This window comes from Amycolatopsis lurida, assembly GCF_900105055.1.
GTDB classification, from domain to species: domain Bacteria; phylum Actinomycetota; class Actinomycetes; order Mycobacteriales; family Pseudonocardiaceae; genus Amycolatopsis; species Amycolatopsis lurida.
Map to the genome: position 1 here is coordinate 1,500,072 of NZ_FNTA01000004.1, position 22,894 is coordinate 1,522,965.

Annotated in this window: 21 protein-coding genes; 10 read left to right on the forward strand and 11 right to left on the reverse strand. The window is 71.3% G+C overall.

Features of this window, described 5'->3' with window-relative positions; all coding sequences use genetic code 11:
* Window positions 1–186 precede the first annotated feature (186 nt).
* A complete protein-coding gene (locus BLW75_RS12190; protein ID WP_034311995.1) occupies window positions 187–381 on the reverse strand; it encodes a DUF3046 domain-containing protein in 195 nt (64 codons plus the stop codon).
* A gap of 96 nt (window positions 382–477) precedes the next feature.
* Complete coding sequence (locus BLW75_RS12195; protein WP_034311998.1) at window positions 478–2,382, reverse strand: Hsp70 family protein; 1,905 nt, start codon at window positions 2,380–2,382, stop codon at window positions 478–480.
* A 171-nt stretch (window positions 2,383–2,553) separates the two neighbouring features.
* Here BLW75_RS12195 and BLW75_RS12200 point away from each other — a divergent pair, with 171 nt between their 5' ends.
* On the forward strand, window positions 2,554–7,176 hold the full coding sequence (locus BLW75_RS12200; RefSeq protein ID WP_034312285.1) for an ATP-dependent helicase: 4,623 nt from the start codon (window positions 2,554–2,556) through the stop codon (window positions 7,174–7,176).
* A gap of 37 nt (window positions 7,177–7,213) precedes the next feature.
* Entirely contained in the window at window positions 7,214–7,717 is a 504-nt protein-coding gene (def, locus tag BLW75_RS12205) for a peptide deformylase (protein ID WP_034312000.1), read from the forward strand.
* A 38-nt stretch (window positions 7,718–7,755) separates the two neighbouring features.
* Here def and BLW75_RS12210 read toward each other — a convergent pair whose 3' ends face one another.
* The 4 genes from BLW75_RS12210 to BLW75_RS12225 form a co-directional block, all read right to left on the reverse strand.
* Window positions 7,756–8,841 (reverse strand): GNAT family N-acetyltransferase, encoded by a 1,086-nt coding sequence (locus BLW75_RS12210; protein ID WP_034312002.1) that lies wholly within the window; start codon window positions 8,839–8,841, stop codon window positions 7,756–7,758.
* Between the two features lie 94 nt (window positions 8,842–8,935).
* The gene (locus BLW75_RS12215; RefSeq protein ID WP_034312004.1) at window positions 8,936–9,604 is read right to left on the reverse strand and encodes a VOC family protein; all 669 of its coding nucleotides are present in this window, start codon (window positions 9,602–9,604) and stop codon (window positions 8,936–8,938) included.
* Window positions 9,605–9,721: 117 nt separating this feature from the next.
* A complete protein-coding gene (locus tag BLW75_RS12220; RefSeq protein WP_034312006.1) occupies window positions 9,722–10,486 on the reverse strand; it encodes a maleylpyruvate isomerase family mycothiol-dependent enzyme in 765 nt (254 codons plus the stop codon).
* Between the two features lie 128 nt (window positions 10,487–10,614).
* Complete coding sequence (locus tag BLW75_RS12225; protein ID WP_034312009.1) at window positions 10,615–11,097, reverse strand: SAV_6107 family HEPN domain-containing protein; 483 nt, start codon at window positions 11,095–11,097, stop codon at window positions 10,615–10,617.
* A 221-nt stretch (window positions 11,098–11,318) separates the two neighbouring features.
* On the opposite strand from BLW75_RS12225, the gene BLW75_RS12230 reads away from it, so the two are divergent.
* Window positions 11,319–11,849 (forward strand): YbaK/EbsC family protein, encoded by a 531-nt coding sequence (locus tag BLW75_RS12230; protein ID WP_034312011.1) that lies wholly within the window; start codon window positions 11,319–11,321, stop codon window positions 11,847–11,849.
* Entirely contained in the window at window positions 11,846–12,409 is a 564-nt protein-coding gene (locus BLW75_RS12235; RefSeq protein WP_016332697.1) for a GNAT family N-acetyltransferase, read from the forward strand. The genes BLW75_RS12230 and BLW75_RS12235 overlap by 4 nt, the downstream gene beginning before the upstream one ends.
* On the opposite strand, the gene BLW75_RS12240 is transcribed toward BLW75_RS12235, so the two are convergent.
* The 3 genes from BLW75_RS12240 to BLW75_RS12250 all read right to left on the reverse strand — a co-directional run bounded on the left by BLW75_RS12240 (window position 12,406) and on the right by BLW75_RS12250 (window position 16,140).
* Window positions 12,406–13,287: a DMT family transporter gene (locus tag BLW75_RS12240; RefSeq protein WP_034312016.1), complete on the reverse strand. Its 882-nt coding sequence runs from the start codon at window positions 13,285–13,287 to the stop codon at window positions 12,406–12,408. The two genes, BLW75_RS12235 and BLW75_RS12240, sit on opposite strands and share 4 nt — an antisense overlap.
* Window positions 13,288–13,527: 240 nt before the next feature.
* Entirely contained in the window at window positions 13,528–15,213 is a 1,686-nt protein-coding gene (locus tag BLW75_RS12245) for a DUF885 domain-containing protein (protein WP_034312018.1), read from the reverse strand.
* A gap of 42 nt (window positions 15,214–15,255) precedes the next feature.
* Window positions 15,256–16,140 (reverse strand): methylenetetrahydrofolate reductase, encoded by an 885-nt coding sequence (locus BLW75_RS12250; RefSeq protein WP_034312020.1) that lies wholly within the window; start codon window positions 16,138–16,140, stop codon window positions 15,256–15,258.
* Window positions 16,141–16,276: 136 nt separating this feature from the next.
* On the opposite strand from BLW75_RS12250, the gene merB reads away from it, so the two are divergent.
* Window positions 16,277–16,954, forward strand: a complete 678-nt coding sequence (gene merB / locus BLW75_RS12255) for an organomercurial lyase (protein ID WP_034312023.1) — start codon at window positions 16,277–16,279, stop codon at window positions 16,952–16,954.
* Here the strand turns inward: merB and BLW75_RS12260 are convergent.
* The gene (locus BLW75_RS12260; RefSeq protein ID WP_034312025.1) at window positions 16,951–17,256 is read right to left on the reverse strand and encodes an AzlD domain-containing protein; all 306 of its coding nucleotides are present in this window, start codon (window positions 17,254–17,256) and stop codon (window positions 16,951–16,953) included. The genes merB and BLW75_RS12260 overlap by 4 nt on opposite strands.
* Window positions 17,253–17,921 carry an AzlC family ABC transporter permease gene (locus BLW75_RS12265; RefSeq protein ID WP_034312027.1) on the reverse strand — a complete coding sequence of 223 codons (669 nt, stop codon included), beginning with the start codon at window positions 17,919–17,921 and terminating at the stop codon, window positions 17,253–17,255. Before BLW75_RS12265 ends, BLW75_RS12260 begins: the two co-directional genes overlap by 4 nt.
* Window positions 17,922–17,968: 47 nt before the next feature.
* Between BLW75_RS12265 and BLW75_RS12270 the strand changes: the two genes are divergently transcribed.
* The 5 genes from BLW75_RS12270 to BLW75_RS12290 all read left to right on the forward strand — a co-directional run bounded on the left by BLW75_RS12270 (window position 17,969) and on the right by BLW75_RS12290 (window position 22,863).
* Window positions 17,969–18,517: a CGNR zinc finger domain-containing protein gene (locus BLW75_RS12270; RefSeq protein WP_034312029.1), complete on the forward strand. Its 549-nt coding sequence runs from the start codon at window positions 17,969–17,971 to the stop codon at window positions 18,515–18,517.
* Window positions 18,518–18,585: 68 nt separating this feature from the next.
* Window positions 18,586–19,677 (forward strand): polyprenyl synthetase family protein, encoded by a 1,092-nt coding sequence (locus BLW75_RS12275; protein WP_034312032.1) that lies wholly within the window; start codon window positions 18,586–18,588, stop codon window positions 19,675–19,677.
* Window positions 19,677–21,152, forward strand: a complete 1,476-nt coding sequence (gene crtI, locus BLW75_RS12280; protein WP_034312035.1) for a phytoene desaturase family protein — start codon at window positions 19,677–19,679, stop codon at window positions 21,150–21,152. The genes BLW75_RS12275 and crtI overlap by 1 nt, the downstream gene beginning before the upstream one ends.
* Window positions 21,149–22,078, forward strand: coding sequence for a phytoene/squalene synthase family protein (locus BLW75_RS12285; protein WP_034312038.1), 930 nt, complete (start codon window positions 21,149–21,151; stop codon window positions 22,076–22,078). The genes crtI and BLW75_RS12285 overlap by 4 nt, the downstream gene beginning before the upstream one ends.
* A complete protein-coding gene (locus tag BLW75_RS12290; RefSeq protein WP_034312040.1) occupies window positions 22,075–22,863 on the forward strand; it encodes an LLM class F420-dependent oxidoreductase in 789 nt (262 codons plus the stop codon). Before BLW75_RS12285 ends, BLW75_RS12290 begins: the two co-directional genes overlap by 4 nt.
* The last annotated feature ends 31 nt before the right edge of the window (window positions 22,864–22,894 follow it).

A 22,894-nucleotide genomic window follows, 5' to 3' on the forward strand; every position in this document is an offset into this window, starting at 1 on the left:
AGCCGGGTAGGGCTTGTTCAGTTCTGAGCTGTCGGGTCCGACGCTACGGGCGACCACCGACAATTCCAGGCCTCGCGCCCAAGCTGTGGATCGCTGACCCCGTTGTGGACAACACCATAGACGAACGTCTGTTCGAGGCCGTGGCCGACACGCCGTCGCGCTAGGGTTCTTGTCCCTTTGCCGAGGTCAGCGCCGCTCCGGCGGGATCTCGAAGGCGTCGCAGACCGCTCGCCAGACGTCTTTGGCCGAGATCCCCGCGTCGAGAGCCTGTTCGACGGTCCGGCCCCCGAGTTCACCGAAGGAGTGATCCCTGGAGAGCGTTTCCGCACGTCCGGGACCGAATTCGTCGGCCATCAGCCGCCGGAAGACCGTGATACGCATCGGGAGAAGTCTAGCCCGGCACCCCGGCGGAAACGCGTGAAGGCCCCCTTCCCTCGGCTGAGCCGAGGGAAGGGGGCCTTCACGCGAAAACAGCGGCTATTCGCCCGGCTGGACGCTCTTTTCGAAGTAGTCGGCCAGCTCGCCCGGCGTCGGATTCTGGCCTTCCGCCGGGACCTGGTAGATGAAACCGACCAGCGGCCGGTCGGTCACGGTGAACACCAGCACGGCGGCGTTCCGCCCGGCGGCCGAGGAGTACTGGCCTTCCAGGGCGTTGCCTGCCCATTTGGCCTCGGTGCGGTCCCCACCGGCCGATTTGAGCAGTCCGTCGGTGTAGGCCTTGAGCTTGTCCGCGGAGTCGCTCTGCAAGTAGGTCACCTGGGTCCCGGCGCGTCCCGGGGCGGAGCAGGTCGACGTCACGCCGAGATCCTCCGCCGGTTTCGCCGGCCCGTTGCCCATCCCGGGCTTGCAGTCGCCGGTGTCGGCGATCTTCCCCGCGAGCTGGCGCAGGCAGCCGGTGAGGCCCTTGTCGTCGGCCGCGCCGGGCACCTTGCATTCGTCGGCCGTGTAGGTCGGCACCGAAGAGGACGTCAGGAAGAACGTGAGCCCGGCGGCGAGCAGCACGACCACGGCCACGATGGCGCCGATGACGAGCGGCTTCTTCTTGCTCGCGGGCGCCTTGTCGCCGGAGGCCTGGCCGGCCAGCGAGTACGTCGGGAAATTCGTCGGCGCGGGCTGCTGCACCTGCTGCGGGCCGCTGTTCGGGTAACCCGACTGGGGGAAACCGCCGGACTGGCCGGGGCCGCCGCCCGAATACCCCGGGATCGACGCGACCTGCTGCGGCGGTGGCGCGTACGGACCCGAAACGCCGGGGTGTGCGCCGGTCCCCGCGGCGACCTGCCCTTCGACGCCCTGCGTGCGCGAGCTGATGCCGTCGGAAGCGACGTGCTGGGCGCCGAGCGCGACCGCGGTCTCGGGCTGGTCCAGGCTGCCGGGGACGACGCCGAGCTTCTCCGCGATCAGGCTGCCGACCAGCGGGAGACGGCTCGACCCGCCGACGAGGTAGATACCGGCGAGTCGATCCGGGGTCATCCCGGCCGAACGGACGACCCGCGACATCAGCTCGACACTGCGCAGCATCGACGGCCGCACCAGCGCTTCGAGTTCCCCTCGCGTGACGAGGACGTCTTCGAACGGCTCCGGCATCGGGACCTCGGTCTGCGGGTGCCGCGAGAGGGCTTCCTTCGCCGCCTTCACGTCCTCCTGCAGCGCGCGCCGCGTACGACGGTCCGGAGTGGACTCGGGCCGCAGGACCCGCTGCCAGCGCTGGGGGTCCTTGTGCGAGACCTCACGGCCGACGTGCACCAGCAGCGCCTGGTCGACGTCGAGACCGCCGAGGTCGGGAAGGCCGTCTTCGGCGACGACGGTGAAGCCGCCGTTCGGGGTCGCGCCGACGATCGCGACGTCGAAGGTGCCGGCGCCGAGGTCGTACACGGCGAGCGCCTGGCCGGGCGCGAGGGTCTTGCCGGGGAACGACGCGAAATGCGCGGCCGCGGCGACCGGCTCGGGGACGAGCACCAGGTTGCCGCCCATCCCGGCGAGCCGGGCGGCGGACAGCAGCACGTTGCGGCGGGTGGGGCCCCATTGCGCGGGGTGAGTGAGCCGGACCTCGTCGGGCAGGTCGCCGCCGAGCTGGCGGGTGGTCTCGTCGAGGACGCGGCGCAGGATCGCGGCCAGCACCTCGCTGACCGGGATGACGTCGGTGCCCAGCAGGAGCGTCTGCTCGTCGATGCGGCGTTTGGGGTTGGGCTCGAAGCGGGTCGGGTCGAGGCGGGCGCGGCGCTCGGCGTCGCGGCCGACCATGATCGTGCCCTCCTCGGTGGCGAACACCGCGGACGGCATGTTGGCCGAACCGTCGACCTCGACCACGCGCGGGGGCCTCCCGTGCGCCGAAAGGACGGCCACGGTGTTGGACGTCCCGAGGTCCACCGACAGGATCCGCACAGCTCATACCCCTTCACAGACGAACGGCGACCGCCCCAGTACCGATCCGGCCGCGCTGGCGGTGATGCTCCCATGAGCGAGGTCACCGCACGTGCGGAACCCGCCGAACTCGTCCCCGAGCGGGTGTCTCGTCACAGCCTCGGAGCGAAACTGTCGGTGGTCCGGCGCAGTATGGAGGGCGTGGCACACGTACTCGACCTCTTCTCCCCCGCGACCAGGGACTGGTTCACCGGGGCCTTCGCCGCGCCCACCGGGGCGCAGGAGGGCGCGTGGCGTGCCGCGCACGCGGGGCAGCACGCGCTCGTCGTGGCCCCCACGGGATCGGGCAAGACGTTGTCGGCCTTCCTCTGGGCGCTGGACAGGCTGTCGGTCGAGCCGCCACCGTCCGAGCCCCGGAAACGCTGCCGCGTCCTCTACGTCTCTCCGCTGAAGGCGCTGGCGGTCGACGTCCAGCGCAACCTGCGGGCACCGCTGGCGGGTATCTCGCAGGCGTCGCGGCGGCTCGGGCTGCCGGTGCCGGACATCGGCGTCGGCATGCGGACGGGCGACACCACCGCGGCCGAGCGGCGCTCGTTCGGCAAGACCCCACCGGACGTGCTGGTCACCACGCCGGAGTCGCTGTTCCTGATCCTCACCTCCTCCGCCCGCGATTCGCTGCGCGGCGTGGAGACGGTGATCGTCGACGAGGTGCACGCGGTCGCGGGTGGCAAACGCGGTGCGCATCTGGCCTTGTCGCTGGAGCGGCTCGACGCGTTGCTGGAGAAGCCCGCCCAGCGGATCGGGCTGTCGGCGACGGTCCGGCCGATCGACGAGGTCGCCTCGTTCCTGGCGGGCGGCAGGCCGGTCACCGTCGTCCAGCCGAAGCTCGCGAAGACGATCGAGGTCCGCGTCGAGGTCCCGGTCGAGGACATGTCCAATCTCGACGGTCCGCAAGGGCCGAAGCAGAACGAAGACCTCGACGCGGGCCTCGCACGGCTGCCCGGCTCGCTGGAGGACATCGACGGCGCACCGCGGCGGCCGTCGATCTGGCCCGCGGTGGAGGAGCGCGTCCTCGAACTGATCCAGGCGCACCGGTCGACGATCGTGTTCGCCAACTCGCGGCGGCTCACCGAGCGGATGACGGCCCGGCTCAACGAACTCGTCGCGGAACAGGTCGAGCTGGAGCCGGATCAGCGGTATCCGGCCGAGGCGATCGGCCAGTCCGGGCTCACCACCGGGGCGGCGCCGGTGATCGCGCGGGCGCACCACGGCTCGATGTCGCGCGAGCAACGCACCCATGTGGAAGAGGAACTCAAGTCCGGGCGGCTGGCGTGCGTCGTCGCGACGTCCTCCTTGGAGCTGGGCATCGACATGGGCGCCGTCGATCTCGTCGTGCAGATCGAGGCGCCGCCGACGGTCGCTTCGGGACTGCAGCGGGTGGGCCGGGCCGGGCACCAGGTCGGCGCGGTGTCGAGCGGGGTGATGTTCCCGAAGTTCCGGGGGGACCTCGTCTCCTGCGCGGTGGTCGCGGAACGGATGGCCTCCGGGGCGATCGAGGCGGTGCGGTATCCGCGCAACCCGCTGGACGTGCTCGCGCAGCAGGTCGTGGCGATGGTGGCGCTCGAATCGTGGACGGTCGACGAGCTGGCCGCCCTCGCCCGCCGTGCGGCGCCGTTCGCGTCCCTGCCGGACGACGCGTTGCTGGCCGTGCTCGACATGCTCGCCGGCCGGTACCCCAGCGAGGAATTCGGCGAACTGCGTGCCCGGATCACCTGGGACCGGGTCAGCGGCGAACTGCACGGCCGTCCGGGGTCGCAGCGGCTGGCGGTGACCTCCGGCGGCACGATCCCCGATCGCGGCCTGTTCACCGTGATGACGCCGGGTTCCGACGGCAAACCGGGGTCGCGCGTGGGCGAGCTCGACGAGGAGATGGTCTACGAGTCCCGCGTCGGCGACACGATCCTGCTCGGCACCTCCTCCTGGCGGGTCACCGACATCACCCACGACCGCGTGATCGTGGTCCCCGCGCCGGGCGAGCCCGCCCGGATGCCGTTCTGGAAGGGCGACGCCCCCGGCCGCCCGCTGGAACTGGGGCGGGCGCTGGGCGCGTTCGTCCGCGAACTGTCCACTTCGGAGCCGTCGGCGGCCAGGGAACGCGCCGCCGTCGCCGGTCTGGACGAATACGCGTGCGACAACCTGCTGGCCTACCTCGAAGAGCAGAAGTCGGCCACCCGGCATGTGCCGAACGACAAAACCGTGCTGCTGGAACGGTTTCGCGACGAGCTGGGTGACTGGCGGGTCATCCTGCATTCGCCGTTCGGCGCTCAGGTCAACGCGCCGTGGGCGCTCGCGATCGCGGCCCGCCTGCGGGAGAACCGCGGGGTCGACGCCCAGGTCGCGCATTCCGACGACGGCATCGTGCTGCGGCTGCCCGAGGCGCTGGACATGGACGGCGCCGAGGTCACCATCGGCGTCGAGGACGTCCTGCTCGATCCGGAAGAGGTCGAGCAGCTGATCGTCGCCGAGGTCGGCGGTTCGGCGCTGTTCGCCGCGCGGTTCCGGGAATGCGCGGCGCGGTCGCTGCTGCTCCCCCGCCGGGATCCGCGTCGCCGCACCCCGCTGTGGCAGCAGCGGCAGCGCGCGTCCCAGCTGCTTTCGGTCGCGGCCAAGTACGAGCGGTTCCCCGTGGTGCTGGAAGCGATGCGGGAAGTCCTGCAGGACGTGTACGACGTCGGCGGCCTGCGCGAGCTGATGTCCGATGTCCGGTCCCGCAAGGTCAAGCTGGTCGAGGTCGAGACGCCGTCGGCGTCGCCGTTCGCGCGCAGCCTGCTCTTCGGCTACGTCGGGATGTTCCTGTACGAGACCGATGCCCCGCTCGCGGAACGGCGCGCGGCCGCGCTGGCGCTGGATTCGACACTGCTGGCCGAGCTGCTCGGCACCGAGGCGATCCGCGAGCTGCTGGACGCCGAGGTCGTCGCCGAAGTCGAGCGTTCCCTGCAGCGCCTCGATCCGGACAGGCACGCCCGCAACGCCGAAGAAGCCGCGGATCTGTTGCGGTTCCTCGGCGATCTCTCGATCGAGGAGGCCGCCGCGCGCGGTATCCAGCGGGAATGGCTGGAGGAACTGGAGGCCGCGCGGCGGGTGATCCGGGTCCGTATCGGCGGCGGCGAACGTTTCATCGCCATCGAGGACGCGGGCCGGGTACGGGACGCGCTGGGCACCGCGCTGCCGGTCGGGGTGCCGGAGGCGTTCACCGAACCGGTCGAAGATCCCGTCGGCGACCTGCTGTCGCGCTATTCGCGCAGCCGCGGCCCGTTCAGCGCCCGGCAGGCGGCCGAGCGGTTCGGCCTCGGGACGGCCGTGGTCACCGGCGTACTGGACAGGTTGACCGCGCAGGGCAGGCTGGTCCGAGGCGAGCTGAGCCCCGTCGGGCATCCGGAGACCCACGGCGTCGGGATGGAGTTCTGCGACGCTTCGGTGCTGCGCAGGCTCCGGCGGGCGTCGCTGGCTCGGCTGCGGGCCGAGGTCGAGCCGGTCGAACCGGCGGCGCTGGGCCGGTTCCTGCCGTCGTGGCACGGAATCGGGGCCCGGATGCGGTCGGCGCCGACGGCGGACGACGTGCTGTCCGTGGTCGAGCAACTGGCCGGTGCCCCGCTCCCGGCGAGCGCGGTCGAGTCGCTGATCCTGCCGAGCAGGCTGCCCGGCTACACACCCTCACTGCTCGACGAACTGACCACGGCGGGCGAGGTCACCTGGTGCGGCTGCGGTTCCCTTTCCGGCGGAGACGGCTGGCTGGCGCTCGCGCCCACGGACGTCGCCGATCTGCTGTTGCCGGATCTCGACGACGATCTGCCCTCCGGCCCGCTCCACGAAGCCATTCTGTCCACTTTGGAGGGTGGAGCGCAGTTCTTCCGCCAGCTCGTGGACCGGGCGTCGCCGTTGGTCGAAACCCCGCCCAACGACGGTGAAGTCGTGGCGGCGCTGTGGGATCTCGTGTGGGCCGGGCTGGTCACCGGGGACACGCTGGGCCCGCTGCGGGCGCAGGTCTCCGGTGCCGGCGCCGCGCACAAGTCACGGCGGCAGGCTCCTCGCGGCCGATACGCACGGCTTCGGGCAGGCCGCCCGGCGATGCCTTCGCGCACCGGGCCGCCGACGGTGGCCGGGCGCTGGGCACTGACCCCGGGACGTGAAGCGGATCCGACCAGGCGCGCGCTGGCGCGGACGGAGGCCTTCCTGGAACGGCATGGCGTCCTCACCCGCGGCGCCCTCGACACCGAGCGCGTGACGGGCGGTTTTTCGGGGATCTACAAGGTTTTGCGCGGTATGGAGGATTCGGGGCAGGTCGTCCGGGGATACGTGGTCGAGGGGCTCGGCGCGGCGCAGTTCGCGGCGAAGGGCGCCGTCGACAGGCTGCGCGCGCAATCCGGGAACCAGCGCACCACCACGGAAGGCGCCGTCGTCCTCGCCGCCGCCGACCCGGCCCAGCCCTACGGCGCCGCGCTGCCTTGGCCTGCCGCGACAGGCGACACGAAACACCGTCCGGCAAGGAAAGCGGGCGCGCTGGCGGTGCTGGTGGACGGCGTCCCGACGATGTACGTCGAACGCGGCGGCCGGTCGCTGCTGAGTTTCACCGAGGATCAGGACAGGTTGCGCTCGGCCGCGCGGGCGCTGTCCACGGCGGTGCGGGAAGGCTGGCTGGGGCAGCTCGCGGTGCAGAAGGCCGACGGCGAGGTGGCGCTCACCTCGGAGCTGTCGGCCGTCCTTCAGGAGGCGGGTTTCCGGGCGACTCCCAAGGGGCTGCGCCTGCGGGCCTAGAATCACCGCTCAGACCTGCGGAGAAGGACGTTCGATCATGGTGATGCGCGACCTGCGCTATTTCGGGGATCCCGTGCTCAAGACCGTATGCGACCCGGTCACGACATTCGACAAGAAGATCGAGTCGCTGGTGACCGATCTGATGGACGGGGTGAAACCGGCCGGGCGTGCGGGTCTCGCGGCGCCGCAGATCGGGGTCGGGCTGCGGGTGTTCAGCTATGACGTCGGCGGGTTGAGCGGATACGTGATCAACCCCGAGATCGTCGAGCTGTCCGAAGAGACGCACGAGATCGGTGAGGGCTGCCTCTCGGTGCCGGAGCTGTGGTTCCCGGTCGTCCGCGCGAAGCACGCCGTGGTGCGCGGTGTCGACCTGCGCAACGAACCGGTCGCGGTCGAAGGCGTCGACGTGCTCGCCCAGTGCCTGCAGCACGAGACCGATCACCTCGACGGCAAGCTCTACCTGGAACGGCTCCCCCCCGAACGCAAGAAGCGCGCGCTGGGCGAGGCCCGCGGCAAAGACTGGTTCTGGAACCGCAATTAGTCACCTGCTTGCGGCCGTCCCCTCTCGCAAGCAGGTGACTAATTGCGGGGGTCGGAGAGCGCGAAGCGCAGGGTGCCGGGGTCGCCGGAGGCGCGTTCGGGCCGGAGCCCCACGCGGGCGGCGGTGCGGTAGAGGGAGTCGTCGCCGGGCAGGCAGACGGCGGCGAGTTCGCGCTCCCCCTTGGCCATGGCGAGGGTGGCGAGCCTGGCGAGCAAAGCCGTGCCGATGCCCTGGCGCTGCCAGGAATCCTCGACCAGGAGCGAGACTTCGGCCGCGCCGCCGCCGGCGGACGGGATCAGCTGGCCGAGACCGATCACGTCCCGGCCGCAGACCGCGAGCAGGCTGATGCCGCGTGGCGGCATCAGGAGCCGGTGCAGCCAGCGACGCGGCACGGCACGCATTCCGGTGTGATAGCGGTGGAAGAGCGTCGTCATCGAGCATCTCTGGTGCAGCGCGGACACCGCTTCCGCGTCACCGGGGACGCCCTTGCGCAGGACGATCGCGGCGCCGTCGGTCCGGTCGAGCACGATCGGACCGGTCACGTTGTCGCGGACCGCGGCGCTCAGGCCGATCAGTGCGACGGCGCGGCTCAGTTCCAGTTCGACGAACGGCGACCACCGGCGGCGCGCGACGAACGCGGTGCCGTCCCCCGCCGGGAACACAGCGCGGTGCCCGCCTTCCGTACGGGCCGGGTTCGCCTCGATCGACGGGACCTTGGTGACGACGTCGGCCGCGAGGACGCCGCGGAGCACTTCCGCGAGGCCGCGGGGCTCCTCGACGGCCCTCGTGGCCGCGGTGAGCGTCGCGGTGGCCGGGTCGACCAGTTCGGCCAGATCCGCGTCGATGACGGCGGAGCATTCGCATCCTTCGTCGCGGATCGCGTCGACGAGCAGTTGGCGCGGCAGACCGGTGGCCGGCCGCAAGACGATCTCGTCGAGCACGCCGCCGGGGACCGGGAGCACCGACAACCCGAGAATGTTGCATTCGAGGTCGGCGAGCCGGATCGCGATCCTGGCCAGGGTGCCGGGCCGGTCGTCCACGCGGATCCGGACACGCCAGGCCGACGCGGCCGTGGTCTCTTCGCCGGGGTGGACCAGGGTGGGCCGGGCTCGATAGGTCTCCATGAGTCCACGGTCCCGGCCGGTTGTTGCCTGCCCACGGCGCGGATGTTTCGCTCACGTCAGCGTTCGACGCCACCGCGCAACGCCGGCGAAACACTCAGCGGGGAGAAAGCACGCTGAATTCGTTGCCCTCCGGATCCACCATCGCTTCGCCACTCTCCCCTGACGCGCCCAGCTCCCGCAGGCGCCGGACCTCGGCCGCCCGGCTCTTGCCTCGCCGTGGCGCGATCTCGAACCGCAGCCGGTTCCTGTGCTGCTTTTCTTCTCGCGTGGCGAGGAACTCGACCCAGGGACCGCGGCCGTCCGGTGGCCGCAGGCCGACGATCGCCTCCTCCCGGACGCCGATCTCCCAGCCGAGGGCGGCCGCCCAGAACCGCGCCAGCCGCTCCGGGTCGAGGGCGTCGGTGACCACCGAGGCGATCGCGCCGGTGCCCTCATACTGCTCGCGGGGCTCGAGAACACAGAACTCGTTGCCCTCGGGGTCCGCGAGCACCACCCACGGCACCCGCTTCTCCTCCGGCGGGCCCTGGCCGATGTCGATGTGCCGTGCGCCGAGGGACAGCGCACGGTCCACCAGCCCGGCCTGGTGCTCGGGCGAACGGCTCGCCAGATCCAGGTGCAGCCGGTTCTTGCCCCGTTTGGGGCCCGCCTCGGAGCGGAACGCCGGTTGGAACGGGGCGTCCCAGCTGAACAGCCCTTCCCAGAAACCCGCCAGATCTCTGGGAAGGGCCGAGTCGAAGACCAGGTTCACCAGCTGTGCAGCCACACCGGTGAACCTAGACGGCACCACCGACAGTTCTGTGCGTCTTCGGTGAACCCGCGGGCGCTCAAGCCGTCTCCAGCTCCTGACACTTCTGACCGGTTTGGCTTCCCCACCGACCGATCATCGGGTCGCGAGCCGCAGAAGGGCCCAGAGTTGTCCCGCCATGTCCTGGTCTCCGCTGACCGTCACCGCCGTCGGACCCGCCCGGCCCCAGAGCCACCGGTAGATCTTGTCCGGCTTCCCGGTGATCAGGTCGTCCGCGCGCTGGGCCTCCTCGGCCGAGCACCGCCAGGCGACGGTCTCCGTCGGCCCCGCCCTGGCGATCCAGGTGTGGCCCGCGGTGCGCACGCCGACCGAGCCGGTCTTGGTACCGGACAGACCCAGCAACGGCAGCCGCTGGCCGAACCACAGCACCAGCGCCTCGTCGATCCCGTCGAGTGCCACGTCTTCCGGGATCTTCGACACTTCCCGGCCGGCCGCGCTCTCCGCGTCGATCCGGTGGATCGTCGTCTCGTGCGCCGTCCGCCGCCGCCAGAACCCGTAGCTGCGGTCCGCCGGCCACCAGGTCGGCGCCAGTTCGTCCGGGTCGTGCGCGGACAGTTCGGCGACGAGTTCGTCCCGGCCCTCGCGGAAGTAGTCCTCCAGGCTCTGTCCCGGCCCCGGTTTGCGCTGCCAGTGCTCGGGACGCCGTCCGTCGGTGATCCAGCGGCGGGTGACCCGGTACACGCTGCCGACGTGCCTGAGGACCTCGCCGAGCGTCCAGCCGGGGCAGGTCGGGACCGGCGCGTCGGCGGACGCGGTATGCGCCACCTGGGCCATCAGCTCGGTTTCGGCACCGATCGCCTCCAGGAACCTGCCCTGGTCGATCATGGCCTGCCCGGCCATCGCGCACCCCCTCTCCGTGGCGGTTCTGTGCATGGGTGAACCCCGCGTCCGCGATCGGCGTCGCAGGGCGCGGGCTGGTCTTTTCGAGTCACGAAGGAGATCCGGGAGCGCGTCTGAGAGCCACCGGCTCAGGCCACATGCGCCGAGTCACCCATCGGCAGCCCGTGCACCACCCGTCGCACCAGTTCCAGGAACACCGTGGCGGCCCGGGTCAGTTCGTCCGCCAGCTCGACGGTGACCTTGCCGGTGATACCCGCCTGCGCGGCGGCTCGCGTCGCCGAATTGGCCGCGAAGAACGCCGCCCATTCCTTCAGCTCGGGCGCGACGGAGTCGAGCAGCACCCAGCCGCTCGCCGGCCGGGCACGGCCCCGGTGCGGACGGCCGCGGGCCTCCAGTACCGCCGCCGCACCCCGCAGCGCGGCGAGATACGCCCCGATGAACCGCTCCGCGGGAGTACTCTCCCGCTCTGCTTCGGCGAGACCCCGCCTCGCCTGCGCGTACAAGGAGACCGCCGCGGGTGGTGCCGGCGGGCGCAACGACATCGGCAGGGCGGGCTGTGCGGCGCCCCCCGGCCTCTCGGCTTCGTCGGGGGACACGACCGAAACGGACATGACGACCCTCCTCCTGTACGTGAGCGCCTGCCGGTGCCCGGCGCCGAGGCGCTTCCCCCGCCCCGGCGCCGGGCACCTACCGGTGCGCGCTCACCGAATGTCGAACGTCTGTTCGAACAACTCCAATGTAACCCCGAAGTGCCCCATTCCTCAACCCCGTACCGGGGTGATCGCCGCATGTGGTGCGGGACACGGCATCGGCCACGTGATCTCATAGACGCATGAGCACCATCGACCGGTCCGGTCATCCCGCGGTGGCCAAGGTCGCGGCCGCGCTCGCCGAGGCGGGCCAGCACGCCGCCGCCGACGGGATCCGGATCCTCCCCGCCGAAGTCCGCACGGCCGAGCAGGCCGCCGAAGCGCTCGGTGTCGAGGCCGGCGCGATCGCGAACAGCCTCGTCTTCCGCAGCCGCACCGGCGACACGGAGACGGCCCTGCTCGCACTGACCTCGGGCGCGCACCGCGCCGACACCGCGCTGCTCGCGTCGCTGACCGGAGCCGACGAGATCGGCAAGGCGGACGCGGATTTCGTCCGCGCGCACACGGGGCAGCCGATCGGCGGCGTCGCCCCGGTCGGTCACCCGATGGCGTTGACCACCCTCGTCGACACCGCGCTGCGCGCGCACGAGGTCGTCTGGGCCGCCGCCGGGCATCCGAAGTCGGTGTACCCCACGACGTTCGACGGCCTCGTCGCGCTGACCGGGGGTACTCCCGCGGACGTCGCGGGCGACGGGCAGGATGGGCGCCCGTGACCGCGATGTCCTCGGAATGCACCCGTTACGTCCAGCTGTCCGCGGACGAGTTCCGCGCCCGGCTCCCCGAGGCGCTGACCATCTACGTCAACGCCATGCGCTACCCCGAAGGCACGGCGGAGCAACGCGCGCCGATGTGGCTCACGCACGCGCTGCGCGAAGGCTGGCGCTGCATGGCCGCGCTCGACGCGGACGGTGTCCTGCTCGGGCTCGCCTACGGCTACAAGGGCCGCGGCGGCCAGTGGTGGCACGAGCAGGTCCGCCACGGCCTGACCCGGCGTGAGGGCCAGGCCGCCGCCGAGCACTGGATGTCCGACTACTTCGAACTCACCGAGATCCACGTCAGCCCCGAAAGCCAGGGGAAGCGGATCGGCGAGGACCTCCTGCGACGGCTGCTCGACGGCGTGCCCAGCGCCCACGTCCTCCTTTCCACGCCGGAAGGCACCAGCCGGGCCTGGAACCTGTACCGGCGGGTCGGCTTCGTCGACGTGCTGCGGGATTACCACTTCGCCGGGGATCCGCGGCCGTTCGCGATCCTCGGCCGGACGCTGCCGCTCTAGGGTTTCGAGTAGGCGACCGTGAGCGCGGCGATGAGCACCACCGCGCCGCACCAGCCCACGACGCCGAGCCGTTCCCCGAGCAGCACCATGGACAGCAGCGCGGCGGTCAACGGTTCGAGCAGGGCGGACAACGCGGCCAGTACGGGATGCGCGCTTTCGAGACCGCGGAAGTACGCGGCGTACGCCAGCGCCGTCGGCACGACTCCGAAGTAGACGACGAGCGCGAGCACGTCGGCCTGAAACGGCACCCCCATCCCGAACCACAGCGCGGCGGGGGCGAGCGCGGCGCCGCCGATCAGACAGCCGAAAGCCGTGGTGGGCAAGGGATCGAGGCCTTCGACACGGGTCGCGGTCACCAGTGTCAGCGCGGCGAACCCGGCCGCGGCGAGCAGGGCGAACAGCACCCCCGCGATGTCGACCTCCTGCCCGGGCGTCCACTGCAGCAGCGCGAGCCCGATGAGGGAGCCGGCCACGGACACCGCGGTCCACGCTCCGGGCAGGCGGCGGGTCTTGACGGCCGTCGCGACGGCGAGCAGGACGGGCGCGCTGCCGATGGTGGTCATCGTCGCGACGCTCACGGAACTCAGCGAGACCGCGGCGAAGTAGCTCGTTTGGAAGAGGGCGAACAACCCGCCGACCGCCAGGAGGCGACGGCGGACCAGCGGCGTCCGGGGAAGACCGCGAAGGCCTCCGGTGAGCCAGAGATAGCCGGCGGCGATCACGCCGCCGATGAGCAGCCGGTACGCGGCGACGCTCAGGGGATGGAGTCCCGCGCGGGACGCGAGCAGGGATCCGGCGAGGCCGCCGGTCCCCCAGAGGACTCCGGCGAGGACGAGCGCGGCCGACGATCGGGCGCGCGTGGGTACGGCAACGGACATGGGGAAACGCTCCTGCGTCTGTGTCGGTCGGAACGGACGTCGACGACGCGGGGTGCTTCAGTGCAGCACGGATCGGCCGGGCGGCTGGAACGCCGCGCGGCCGGAGACACCCCGCTCAGGAGGCGGGGGGCGGGTTGCCGAGACGGATCCGGTGCATGAGGGGAACGTATCAAGGCGGGCAAGTGAATAAGGCTGAAGGACGCTTTCCCCGCGTCACCTGCGGGGAAAGCGTCCTTCGGCTCAGTCCAGCGCGGCCAGCATCTCCCGCAGCGTGTCCAGCCCCATCCCGCCGAGCGCCAGCGCCCGCGTGTGGAACTGTTTGATGTCGAACGCGTCGCCCTGCCGCTCGCGGGCCTCCTCGCGGGCGGTGAGCCAGAGCCGTTCGCCGAGCTTGTACGACGGCGCCTGCCCGGGCCAGCCCAGGTAGCGGTCGATCTCGTCGTGCACGTGGGCGGAGTCGGTGACGGTCCGGGTGAGCATGAACTCCAGGCCCAGTTCGGGTGTCCACCGCTCGCCCTCGTGGAAGCCGGTGCCCGCCGGGATCTCCAGTTCCAGGTGCATGCCGATGTCGACGATCACCCGCGCGGCGCGGAACAGCTGCTCGGACAGCATGCCGAACAGTTCACCGTCGTCGGCGAGGAACCCGAGGTCCTCCATCAGCCGCTCGGAGTACAGCGCCCAGCCCTCGGCGTGCCCGGAGGTGAACGCCAGCAGCCGCTGGTACTTGTTGAGCGACTCCGACTGGTCGACCGCGGTCGCGATCTGCAGGTGGTGGCCCGGCGCGCCCTCGTGGTAGACGGTGCTGACCTCGCGCCAGGTGGTGAACTCGTCCCGGCCCTGCGGCAGCGACCACCACATGCGGCCGGGGCGGGAGAAGTCCTCGCTCGGGCCGGTGTAGTACGCGCCGACGGTGCCGCCGGGCGGGGCGATCTTGCACTCCAGCGCCATCACCCGGTCGGAGATGTCGAAGTGCTTGCCGCGCAACGACTTCAGCGCGTTGTCGGACAGGTTCTGCATCCAGGCCTGGAATTCCGCCCGGCCGCGCACGACGTACTTGGGGTCGGCGTCGAGGGCGGCGGCCGCCTCGGCGAGGGTCGCGCCGGGTTTGATCCGGCCGGCGACCTCGCGCATCTCGGTCTCGATGCGGGTGAACTCGGCCCAGCCCCAGGCGTAAGCCTCGTCCAGGTCGAAGGTGGCTCCGGTGAACAAACGGGACCACAGCCGGTAGACCTCGGCGCCGACGGCGTCCTTGACCGGCGCCAGCGGGGCGAGTTCGGCGCGGAGGAAACCGGCGAACTCCGCGTACGCCTCCTGCGCGGCGTGAGCGGCCTGACCGAGCTCCGCGCGCAGCTTGTCGTCGACGTCCTTCGCCCCCGCGACCAGCGTCTCGAAGAAACCGTCGTCGTCCTTCAACCCCGCCCAGGTTTCGGCCTGTTCGGCGACCTTGCCGACCTGCCGCAACGCCGACACCCGGCCCGCGTCCGCGGCCGCGAGCAGCGAGGCACGGAGACCGGCGAGCGCTTCGGGCACCCTCGCCATCCGGGCGGCGATCGTCGCCCAGTCCTCCGCGGTGTCGGTGGCCATGTAGTCGAAGACCATGCGCACTTCCTGCACGGGGCTTTCGATCACGTTCAGCACCGCGAGGTCGAGACCCGCCTCGTGGATCTCCAGCTGCAACCCGAGCCGCTCGGTGAACACCGCCTTGGCCGCGCGCTCGCCGTCGTCGGCGGGTTCGGCCGCTTCGATGTCGGCCAGCGCGCGGGCGGCGATGGCGGCCCGCGCCGCGTGCCCGGCGGGCGAGTAGTCGGTCAGCTGGTCGTCGTATCCGGAGATGCCGTACGTCGTCGCGGCGACCGGGTCGGCCGCGGCGTAGTCGTCGACGTACCGGTCACAGATCTGGTGCACATTTCGCGCGGTTGAAGCCATGACCGGCACGCTACCGGGACGGCGGGCGACTTCGGTACGGAGTTACGCGCGGGCCGGGACCAGCCCGAGCCTGCTGACCACCTCACGCGTGGCCTTGGACCGGTTGAACGTGTAGAAGTGCAGGTCGGGGACGCCTTCGGCGATGAGCCGCTCCCCCAATTCGGTCACCGCGTCGATCCCTGCGGCGCGGAAGGCCTTGGGGTCGCCGGCCAGCGGTTCGAGCCGGTCCAGCAGCCGCCGCGGCGCGGGCGCGCCGGACAGCTTGATGGACGTGTGCAGGGTCCGCGGCGTGGTCAGCGGCATGATGCCGGGGATGACCAGCGCCTCGCAGCCGGTGGCCGCCACCCGGTCGCGCAGGCGGAGGAAGTCCTCCGGCTCGAAGAACAGCTGCGCGATCGCGAAATCCGCGCCGGCGCGGAGCTTGCGCACGAGGTACTCGGTGTCGGCTTCGAGGTCGGCCGAGCGCGGGTGGCCGTACGGGAAGGCCGAGACGCCGACGCAGAAGTCGCCGAGCGAACGCACCAGCTCGACGAGTTCCTCGGCGTAGTTGAGCCCCTCCGGATGCGGGACCCAGTCGCCGTAGACGTCGCCCGGCGGGTCGCCTCGCAGCGCGAGGATGTTCCGCACGCCGACGGCGGCGTACCAGCCGATGACGTTGCGCAGTTCCGCGACCGAGTGGTTCACGGCGGTGAGGTGCGCCATCGGCACCAGCGTGGTCTCGGTGGCGACGCGGGCGATGCTGCGGATCGTGCCGTCCCGGCTGGAGCCGCCGGCGCCGTAGGTGATCGACATGTACGCCGGGTCCAGCGGCTCGAGTTCCCGGATCGACTTCCACAGCACGGCCTCGTCGGCCGCGTCGCGGGGCGGGAAGAACTCGATGGAGAACACGGGTCCATCACCCTGCAACCGCTCGACCACCGAAGTCATTCCGTCATTTTAAGGGGGAATGTCCGCTGGCTGGGAGCCCCCTCTCAGGCTTTGGGCGTGCGACTTCAGCCACGTACGAGCGGTTGCCGAGCGGAGCCGGGCTGGGGAGACTCGGTGACGAGCACAGGGAGCCGCCATGAGCGCCGAAACCGACACCAGCTGGGACGAGGACGTCCGCGTCGCGGTCTACCGCGCGTTCGCCGAGCACGGGAGGCCGCCGACGGCCCCGGAACTGGCCGACGCCGCCCACGGATCGCTCGCGGTGGCGAAACAGGCGCTGCACCGGCTCGCGGAGCGGCGGCATCTCGTGCTCGACGACTGCGAGCACGTCGTGCTGGCGCATCCGTTCGCGGCGATCCCGCTGGGGTTCTCCGTGATGGGCGCGCACACGCTGTGGTGGGGTGGCTGCGCGTGGGACGCGTTCGCGATCCCGCATCTGGTCAAGGCCGAACCCGAGGTGCTGGTGTCCACGCGCTGCCGTGGCTGCGGCGAGCCGCACGCCCTGCTGGTGAACGACCGCACCCCGCCGACGGGTGAGCTGGTCGCACACTTCCTGGTGCCGGTGGCGCGGATGTGGGACGACGTCGTGTACACCTGCGGCAACCAGCGCCTGTTCTGCGGCGAGTCCTGTGTGGACGGATGGCTGGCGGAAACGGGACAGGACAAGGGTTACGTCATGGATCTGGCGACGCTGTGGCGGCTCGCGGCCGGCTGGTACGAGGGCAGGCTCGAGCACGGGTACGTCCGCCGGGATCCGGCCGCCGCGGCCGCGTACTTCAAGCAGGCCGGGGTGAGCGGCCCGTTCTGGAGCTAGACCAGGAACCGCAGGACGGCGGCGACGACGACCCCGCAGAGGATCGCGACGAGCACCGGCACGCGCAGCGCGTAGGTCACGGCGATCGCGGCAAGGCCGGCGCAAAGGGTCCAGTCGAGCCCGGACCAGGCCGGGCCTGCCACGTCCGTGAGCACGAGACCGGCCAGCAACGCGGGCGCGAGCAGCGCGATCACGCCCGCGAGCCGAGGCGGCAGCGTCCGGTCGCCGAGCAGGACCGGGCCCGCCGCCTTGAACCCGATGCTGACCAGCGCGACGAGGACGATGGCGAGCCAGAGCGTCATCGCCGGGCCCCCAGCCCGAGCAGCGCGGCGGCGGAGGCGCCGATCAGCGCGAGCCCGACCGGGACGAACAGCACCAGGATCCCCGCCAGGAAGGCGGCGAGGGCCGCGGTCAGGACCGCCTGGCGCGAACGGCGCAGTTCGTCGATGAGCAGGACCAGGAAGAAGCCCGGGAACACGACGTCGAGCCCGAACCGCGAGACGACGTCCGGTGGTGGCGCGGCCAGAACGCCCAGCACCGTCCCCAGTACCCATGCGGGCAGCTGGACGAGCGTGCAGCCGATGAGCTTCTCGCGGTCGAAACGCCCTTCGCCGAGGTGGGCGGCCACCCAGGAACCGTCGACGACGGCCTGGCCTTCCCACGCGCGCCGCAGCCGCCCGCCGCGCAGGTCCGCGGCGACCGCGGCACCCATCGGCAGGAACCGGGCGTTGATCAGGGCCGCGGCGCCCACCGCGACGGCGAGGTTGCCGCCGCCCGCGAGCGCGGTGGCCATCGCGAACTGGGCCGACCCGGAGAACACGAGGATCGAAGCGACGATCGGGGCGGCGATCCCCCAGCCCAGCGTCTGGCTGTACGCGCCGAAGGTGACACCGAGAATGAAGGTCGCGACACCCAGCCCGAGCCCGACACGGGCGCCGGCCAGGTAGCTGTGCCGGAGCGTTGTCATACCTCGACCCTAACAAGCTAAACTGAGTTTGACCATTAGGAGCAGTCATGGACGGCCACTGGGACGGATACGACAGCATCGGCGGGAGCGTGCCGTTGGACCTGGTCAACACCGTTTCCTGGCGACGTGATCCGGCCCGGCGGGAAGACCGGCTTTCGACTCCGGAACGACTCTCCGAGTGGGTGGTCCTGGTCGGCGCGGGCACCGAACGGCTGGAGATCTCCGAAGCCGTCCTGGAGACGGTGAAGGCCTTCCGCGAGACGCTGTATGGCGTGCTCGCGTCGGATCCGCCGGACGTCGCGGCCCTGCGAAAGCCCCTGATCGAGGCGTACCGGCACGCCTCACTCCCGCCGTCCTTGCCACTGCGATGGGAGGTGCCGCTGGAGAACGGCGACGCGCTCCCGCACTTCCTCGCGCTGGAGGCCGAGGAACTTCTCCGATTCGGGAACCTGGAACGGATCCGGGAGTGCGAAGGGCCTGGCTGCGGCTGGGTCTTCACCGACCACACGCGCAACCGGTCGCGGCGCTGGTGCAGCTCGTCGGACTGCGGCAACCGGGCGCGGGCGAAACGGCACTACGACAAGACCCGCGGTTGACGTCTCGTTCGCCACATTCCACGGCACCCGACTGGGTCATGGGGACGCGCTTCCCGGAGGATGTGCTCATGGACACGTCCGCCTACGACGCCGATCTGCCCGCCCACGTCGAGCGGGCGCTGGCCGGATTCCTCGAGCGCGCCGGTGCCGAGATCCGCCGTACCGAACCGGTCGTCGGGGTCGGGATCGACGCGCTGGCCGGGTTCGTCCTCGGCGGCGGCAAACGCCTGCGCCCGACGTTCGCCTGGTGGGGCTGGCGCGGCGCGGGTGGCGATCCGGCGGGACCGGACGTCGAAGGCGTACTGCAGGCGGTGGCGAGCCTGGAGCTGATCCAGGCGTGCGCGCTGATCCACGACGACCTCATCGACTCCTCCGATTCACGGCGCGGCTCCCCGACGGTGCACATCGCGGGCGCCAAACTGCACGCCGACAGCGGCTGGCTGGGTTCGCCGAGCACGTTCGGGCTCGCGACCGCCGTCCTGGTCGGCGACCTCGCGCTGGCCTGGGCCGACGACATGTTCGGCGAGGCCCCGCTCCCGCCCGCGGCTCTCGCGGCGGCGCGGCCGGCGTGGCGCGCGATGCGCACCGAGGTGCTCGCCGGCCAGTACCTCGACGTCCGCACCCAGGCCACCGGTGACGCTTCCCCCGAGGCGGCGCTGCACATCTGCAAGCTCAAGACGGCCGCGTACACCGTCCAGCGCCCGCTGCACCTCGGTGCCGCGCTCGGCGGCGCCGACGACGCCCTGATCGCGACGTTGCGCGAGTTCGGCGACGAGGTCGGCGTGGCGTTCCAGCTGCGGGACGACCTGCTCGGGGTGTTCGGCGACCCGTCGGTCACCGGCAAGCCCGCGGGCGACGACCTGCGTGAGGGCAAGCGGACGCTGCTGGTCGCGCTCGGTCTCCAGCGCGCGGCCGCGCAGGGCAAGGACGCGGCGGCGAAGGTCATCTCCGACGCCATCGGCGACGCCCACCTGTCCGAAGACGCCGTCGAGACCGTGCGCGAGGCGTTGCAGGACGTCGGCGCCGTCGACGCGGTGGAACGCCGCATCGACGAGCTCACCGACTCCGCGATGGCGGCGCTGGACCGCGCTCACCTGGCCGAGCCCGCTCCCGCCGCGCTGACCGGGCTGGTCGTCAAGGCGACCCAGCGGACGTACTGATGCGCACCGTCACCGGTCCGAGTGACCACGTGGTGGTGATCGGTGGCGGGCTCGCCGGGTTGTCGGCGACGCTGCATCTGCTCGGCGCCGGCCGCCGGGTGACGCTGCTGGAGCAGGACAAGAGCCCGGGTGGCCGGGCCGGGCAGGCGGATTTCGGCGGCAACACCGTCGACACCGGCGCCAGCGTGCTGACCATGCCGGAACTGCTCGACGAGGCCTTTTCCGCGGTCGGCGAATCCCTGGCGGGCAATCTCACGCTGACCCGGCTCGATCCGGCCTACCGCGCGAGGTTCGCCGACGGCAGCACGATCGCCGTGCACACCGAGGCGGCGGCGATGGAGGCCGAGATCCGCGCGGTCGCGGGACCGGCCGAAGCCGACGGCTACCGCAGGCTCCGCCGCTGGCTGACCGAGCTGTACGCGGTCCAGAAAGACCACTTCATCGACGCGAATTTCGATTCCCCGCTCGATCTCGTCCGCCCGGAATTGGCGCAATTGGCCGCACTGGGCGGTTTCGGCCGTCTCGGCCCGAAGATCGGCCGGTTCCTCCGTGACGACCGGGTTCGCCGCCTGTTCTCCTTCCAGGCGCTCTACGCGGGCCTCGATCCGGCGCGCGCGATCGGCGCGTACGGCGTCATCTCCTACATGGACACCGTCGGCGGGGTCTACTACCCGTCGGGCGGGATGGGCGAGATCGCGCGAGCCATGGCGGCCGCGGCCGAACGCGCCGGCGCGGAACTGCGGTTCGGCACCGAAGCCGCTTGGCTGGAAAGGGTTTCCTCGCGGGTGCGCGCGGTGCGGACGCGGACGGGTGAGCGGATCCCTTGTGACACAGTGGTTCTCGCGACCGAACTCGGCACCGCGTACCGGCTGCTCGGTGCCCGTCCCCGGCGGCCGCTGCCGCTGCGGTACTCGCCGTCGGCCGTCGTCCTGCACGGGCACGCGCCGAATTTCTGGCCGGATCTGGGCCACCACACCATCTTCTTCGGCCACGCCTGGGAGAGGACGTTCTCGGAGATCATCCGCGAGGGCAAGCTGATGAGCGACCCTTCGCTGCTGGTGACCCGGCCGACCGCGACCGAGCCGGGGCTCTCCCCCGGCGGCGGCCAGGTGATCTCGGTACTGGCCCCGGCACCGAACCTGCGCCGCGGCAAGATCGACTGGCGCCGGGTCGGACCGGCCTATCGCGCGGAACTGGTGCGCACACTGGAAAAGCGCGGCCTCACCGGATTCGCGGACGACTTCTCCGTCGACGAGACGATCACCCCGGAGGGCTGGGCGGAGCGCGGTCTCACCGCGGGCACACCGTTCTCGCTCGCGCACACCTTCGCCCAGACCGGCCCGTTCCGGCCGGGGAATCTCCTGCGGGCGGCGGAAAACGTCGTACTGGCGGGTTGCGGGACCACGCCGGGCGTCGGCATCCCGCCGGTGGTGATCTCGGGCAGGCTCGCGGCGGGTAGGGTCACGGGCCGATGAACGAGCTCGACGCCGCCGGGATCGCCGAGCCGTCGTTGCGGGCCGCGTACACCGAATGCCGCCGCATCAACGCGCACTACGGCCGCACCTTCTTCCTCGCGACCCGGCTGCTGCCGGCGCGGACACGTCCGTTCGCGCACGCGCTGTACGGCTTCGCGCGGATGGCGGACGAAGTGGTCGACAACCCCGCGCCCGGCACCGATCCCGCGGCCGCGCTGGACGAGGTCGCCGTCATGGTCGCGCGGGTCTTCGACGGCGGCACGCCCGCCGATCCGGTGCTCACCGCGCTCGCCGACACCGTGCGGCGCCACGACCTGGACCGCGAACTGTTCGACGCGTTCTTGAGGTCCATGACGATGGACCTCAAGATCACCGAATACGCGACCTACGCCGATCTCCGGGAGTACATCCACGGTTCGGCCGAGGTGATCGGCCTGCAGATGCTGCCCGTCTTCGGCACCGTCGTCCCGCTCGCCGAAGCCGTGCCGGGCGCCGCCGCGCTGGGTGAGGCGTTCCAGCTGACCAACTTCCTGCGCGATGTCGGCGAAGACCTCGACCGGGGGAGGTTGTACCTGCCGACGGAGGAGCTGGCCGCGTTCGGCGTCGACCGCGAACTGCTCAAATGGTCCCGCTCCCGCGGCCTGCCCGACCGGCGGGTCCGCCGCGTGCTCGCCGTCGCGGTGGCGCGCAACCGGGCGGTGTACCGCCGCGCCGAAGCGGGCATTCCGTTGCTGCGCCCGGAATCCCGGGACTGCGTGCGAACCGCGCTCGTGCTCTATGAAGGCATTCTCGATGAAATCACGGCCCTGGGTTACGACGTGCTGAACACCCGTGCGGTCGTCCCGCGCCGTCGCCGGCTGGGAGTCGCGCTGCCCAAGATGCTGGCGAGCGCGTGGAGCAACTCCAGGCTTAAGGTGCGGATATGACCACTGCTTCGAACAGGAAGATCCGGATCGGCGTCCAGCTGCAGCCCCAGCACGCCGAGTACAAGGCGATCCGCCGGGCGGCTTCGGAGGCCGAAGACCTCGGTGTGGACATCGTCTTCAACTGGGACCATTTCTATCCGCTCTACGGTGAGCCGGAGGGCCTGCACTACGAGTGCTGGACCATGCTGGGCGCCTGGGCGGAGTCCACGTCGCGGGTCGAGATCGGCGCGCTGGTGACGTGCAACAGCTACCGCAACCCCGAACTGCTGGCCGACATGGCCCGCACCGTCGACAACATCTCCGACGGGCGGCTGATCCTCGGCATCGGCTCCGGCTGGTTCGAGAAGGACTACGACGAGTACGGCTACGAGTTCGGCACCGCGGGCGGGCGGCTCGACAACCTCGCGGAGGCACTCCCGCGGATCGAGAGCAGGCTGGGCAAGCTGAACCCGCAGCCGGTCCGGGACATCCCGGTGCTGATCGGCGGCGGCGGCGAGAAGAAGACCCTGCGCCTGGTGGCGAAGCACGCCGACATCTGGCACGGCTTCGGCGACCCGGAGGTCGTGGAGCGCAAGGTCAAGATCCTCGACCAGCACTGCGCCGACGTCGGCCGCGACCCGAAGGAGATCGAGCGTTCGGTCGCCGTCGAGGGCGAGCCCGAGGAGCTGGGCCCGAAGCTGCTGGAGCTGGGTGTCTCGCTGTTCACCGTGGCGACCGGCGGGCCGGACTACAACCTCGACAAGCTGCGGTCCTGGATCGCCTGGCGGGACAAGCAGCAGTCCTGACCCGCTCTGGGTCTCGTGAGTGGTAAGGACG

Coding starts and splice junctions, on each gene's coding strand:
- BLW75_RS12240 (WP_034312016.1), bottom strand. CDS start 13,287: ATGTCCGTTGCCGTACCCACGCGCGCCCGATCGTCGGCCGCGCTCGTC.
- merB (WP_034312023.1), top strand. CDS start 16,277: ATGAGCGCCGAAACCGACACCAGCTGGGACGAGGACGTCCGCGTCGCG.
- BLW75_RS12275 (WP_034312032.1), top strand. CDS start 18,586: ATGGACACGTCCGCCTACGACGCCGATCTGCCCGCCCACGTCGAGCGG.
- BLW75_RS12225 (WP_034312009.1), bottom strand. CDS start 11,097: ATGTCCGTTTCGGTCGTGTCCCCCGACGAAGCCGAGAGGCCGGGGGGC.
- BLW75_RS12250 (WP_034312020.1), bottom strand. CDS start 16,140: ATGACTTCGGTGGTCGAGCGGTTGCAGGGTGATGGACCCGTGTTCTCC.
- BLW75_RS12265 (WP_034312027.1), bottom strand. CDS start 17,921: ATGACAACGCTCCGGCACAGCTACCTGGCCGGCGCCCGTGTCGGGCTC.
- BLW75_RS12245 (WP_034312018.1), bottom strand. CDS start 15,213: ATGGCTTCAACCGCGCGAAATGTGCACCAGATCTGTGACCGGTACGTC.
- BLW75_RS12200 (WP_034312285.1), top strand. CDS start 2,554: ATGGAGGGCGTGGCACACGTACTCGACCTCTTCTCCCCCGCGACCAGG.
- BLW75_RS12230 (WP_034312011.1), top strand. CDS start 11,319: ATGAGCACCATCGACCGGTCCGGTCATCCCGCGGTGGCCAAGGTCGCG.
- BLW75_RS12260 (WP_034312025.1), bottom strand. CDS start 17,256: ATGACGCTCTGGCTCGCCATCGTCCTCGTCGCGCTGGTCAGCATCGGG.
- BLW75_RS12190 (WP_034311995.1), bottom strand. CDS start 381: ATGCGTATCACGGTCTTCCGGCGGCTGATGGCCGACGAATTCGGTCCC.
- BLW75_RS12270 (WP_034312029.1), top strand. CDS start 17,969: ATGGACGGCCACTGGGACGGATACGACAGCATCGGCGGGAGCGTGCCG.
- BLW75_RS12290 (WP_034312040.1), top strand. CDS start 22,075: ATGACCACTGCTTCGAACAGGAAGATCCGGATCGGCGTCCAGCTGCAG.
- BLW75_RS12220 (WP_034312006.1), bottom strand. CDS start 10,486: ATGGCCGGGCAGGCCATGATCGACCAGGGCAGGTTCCTGGAGGCGATC.
- def (WP_034312000.1), top strand. CDS start 7,214: ATGGTGATGCGCGACCTGCGCTATTTCGGGGATCCCGTGCTCAAGACC.
- BLW75_RS12285 (WP_034312038.1), top strand. CDS start 21,149: ATGAACGAGCTCGACGCCGCCGGGATCGCCGAGCCGTCGTTGCGGGCC.
- BLW75_RS12210 (WP_034312002.1), bottom strand. CDS start 8,841: ATGGAGACCTATCGAGCCCGGCCCACCCTGGTCCACCCCGGCGAAGAG.
- crtI (WP_034312035.1), top strand. CDS start 19,677: ATGCGCACCGTCACCGGTCCGAGTGACCACGTGGTGGTGATCGGTGGC.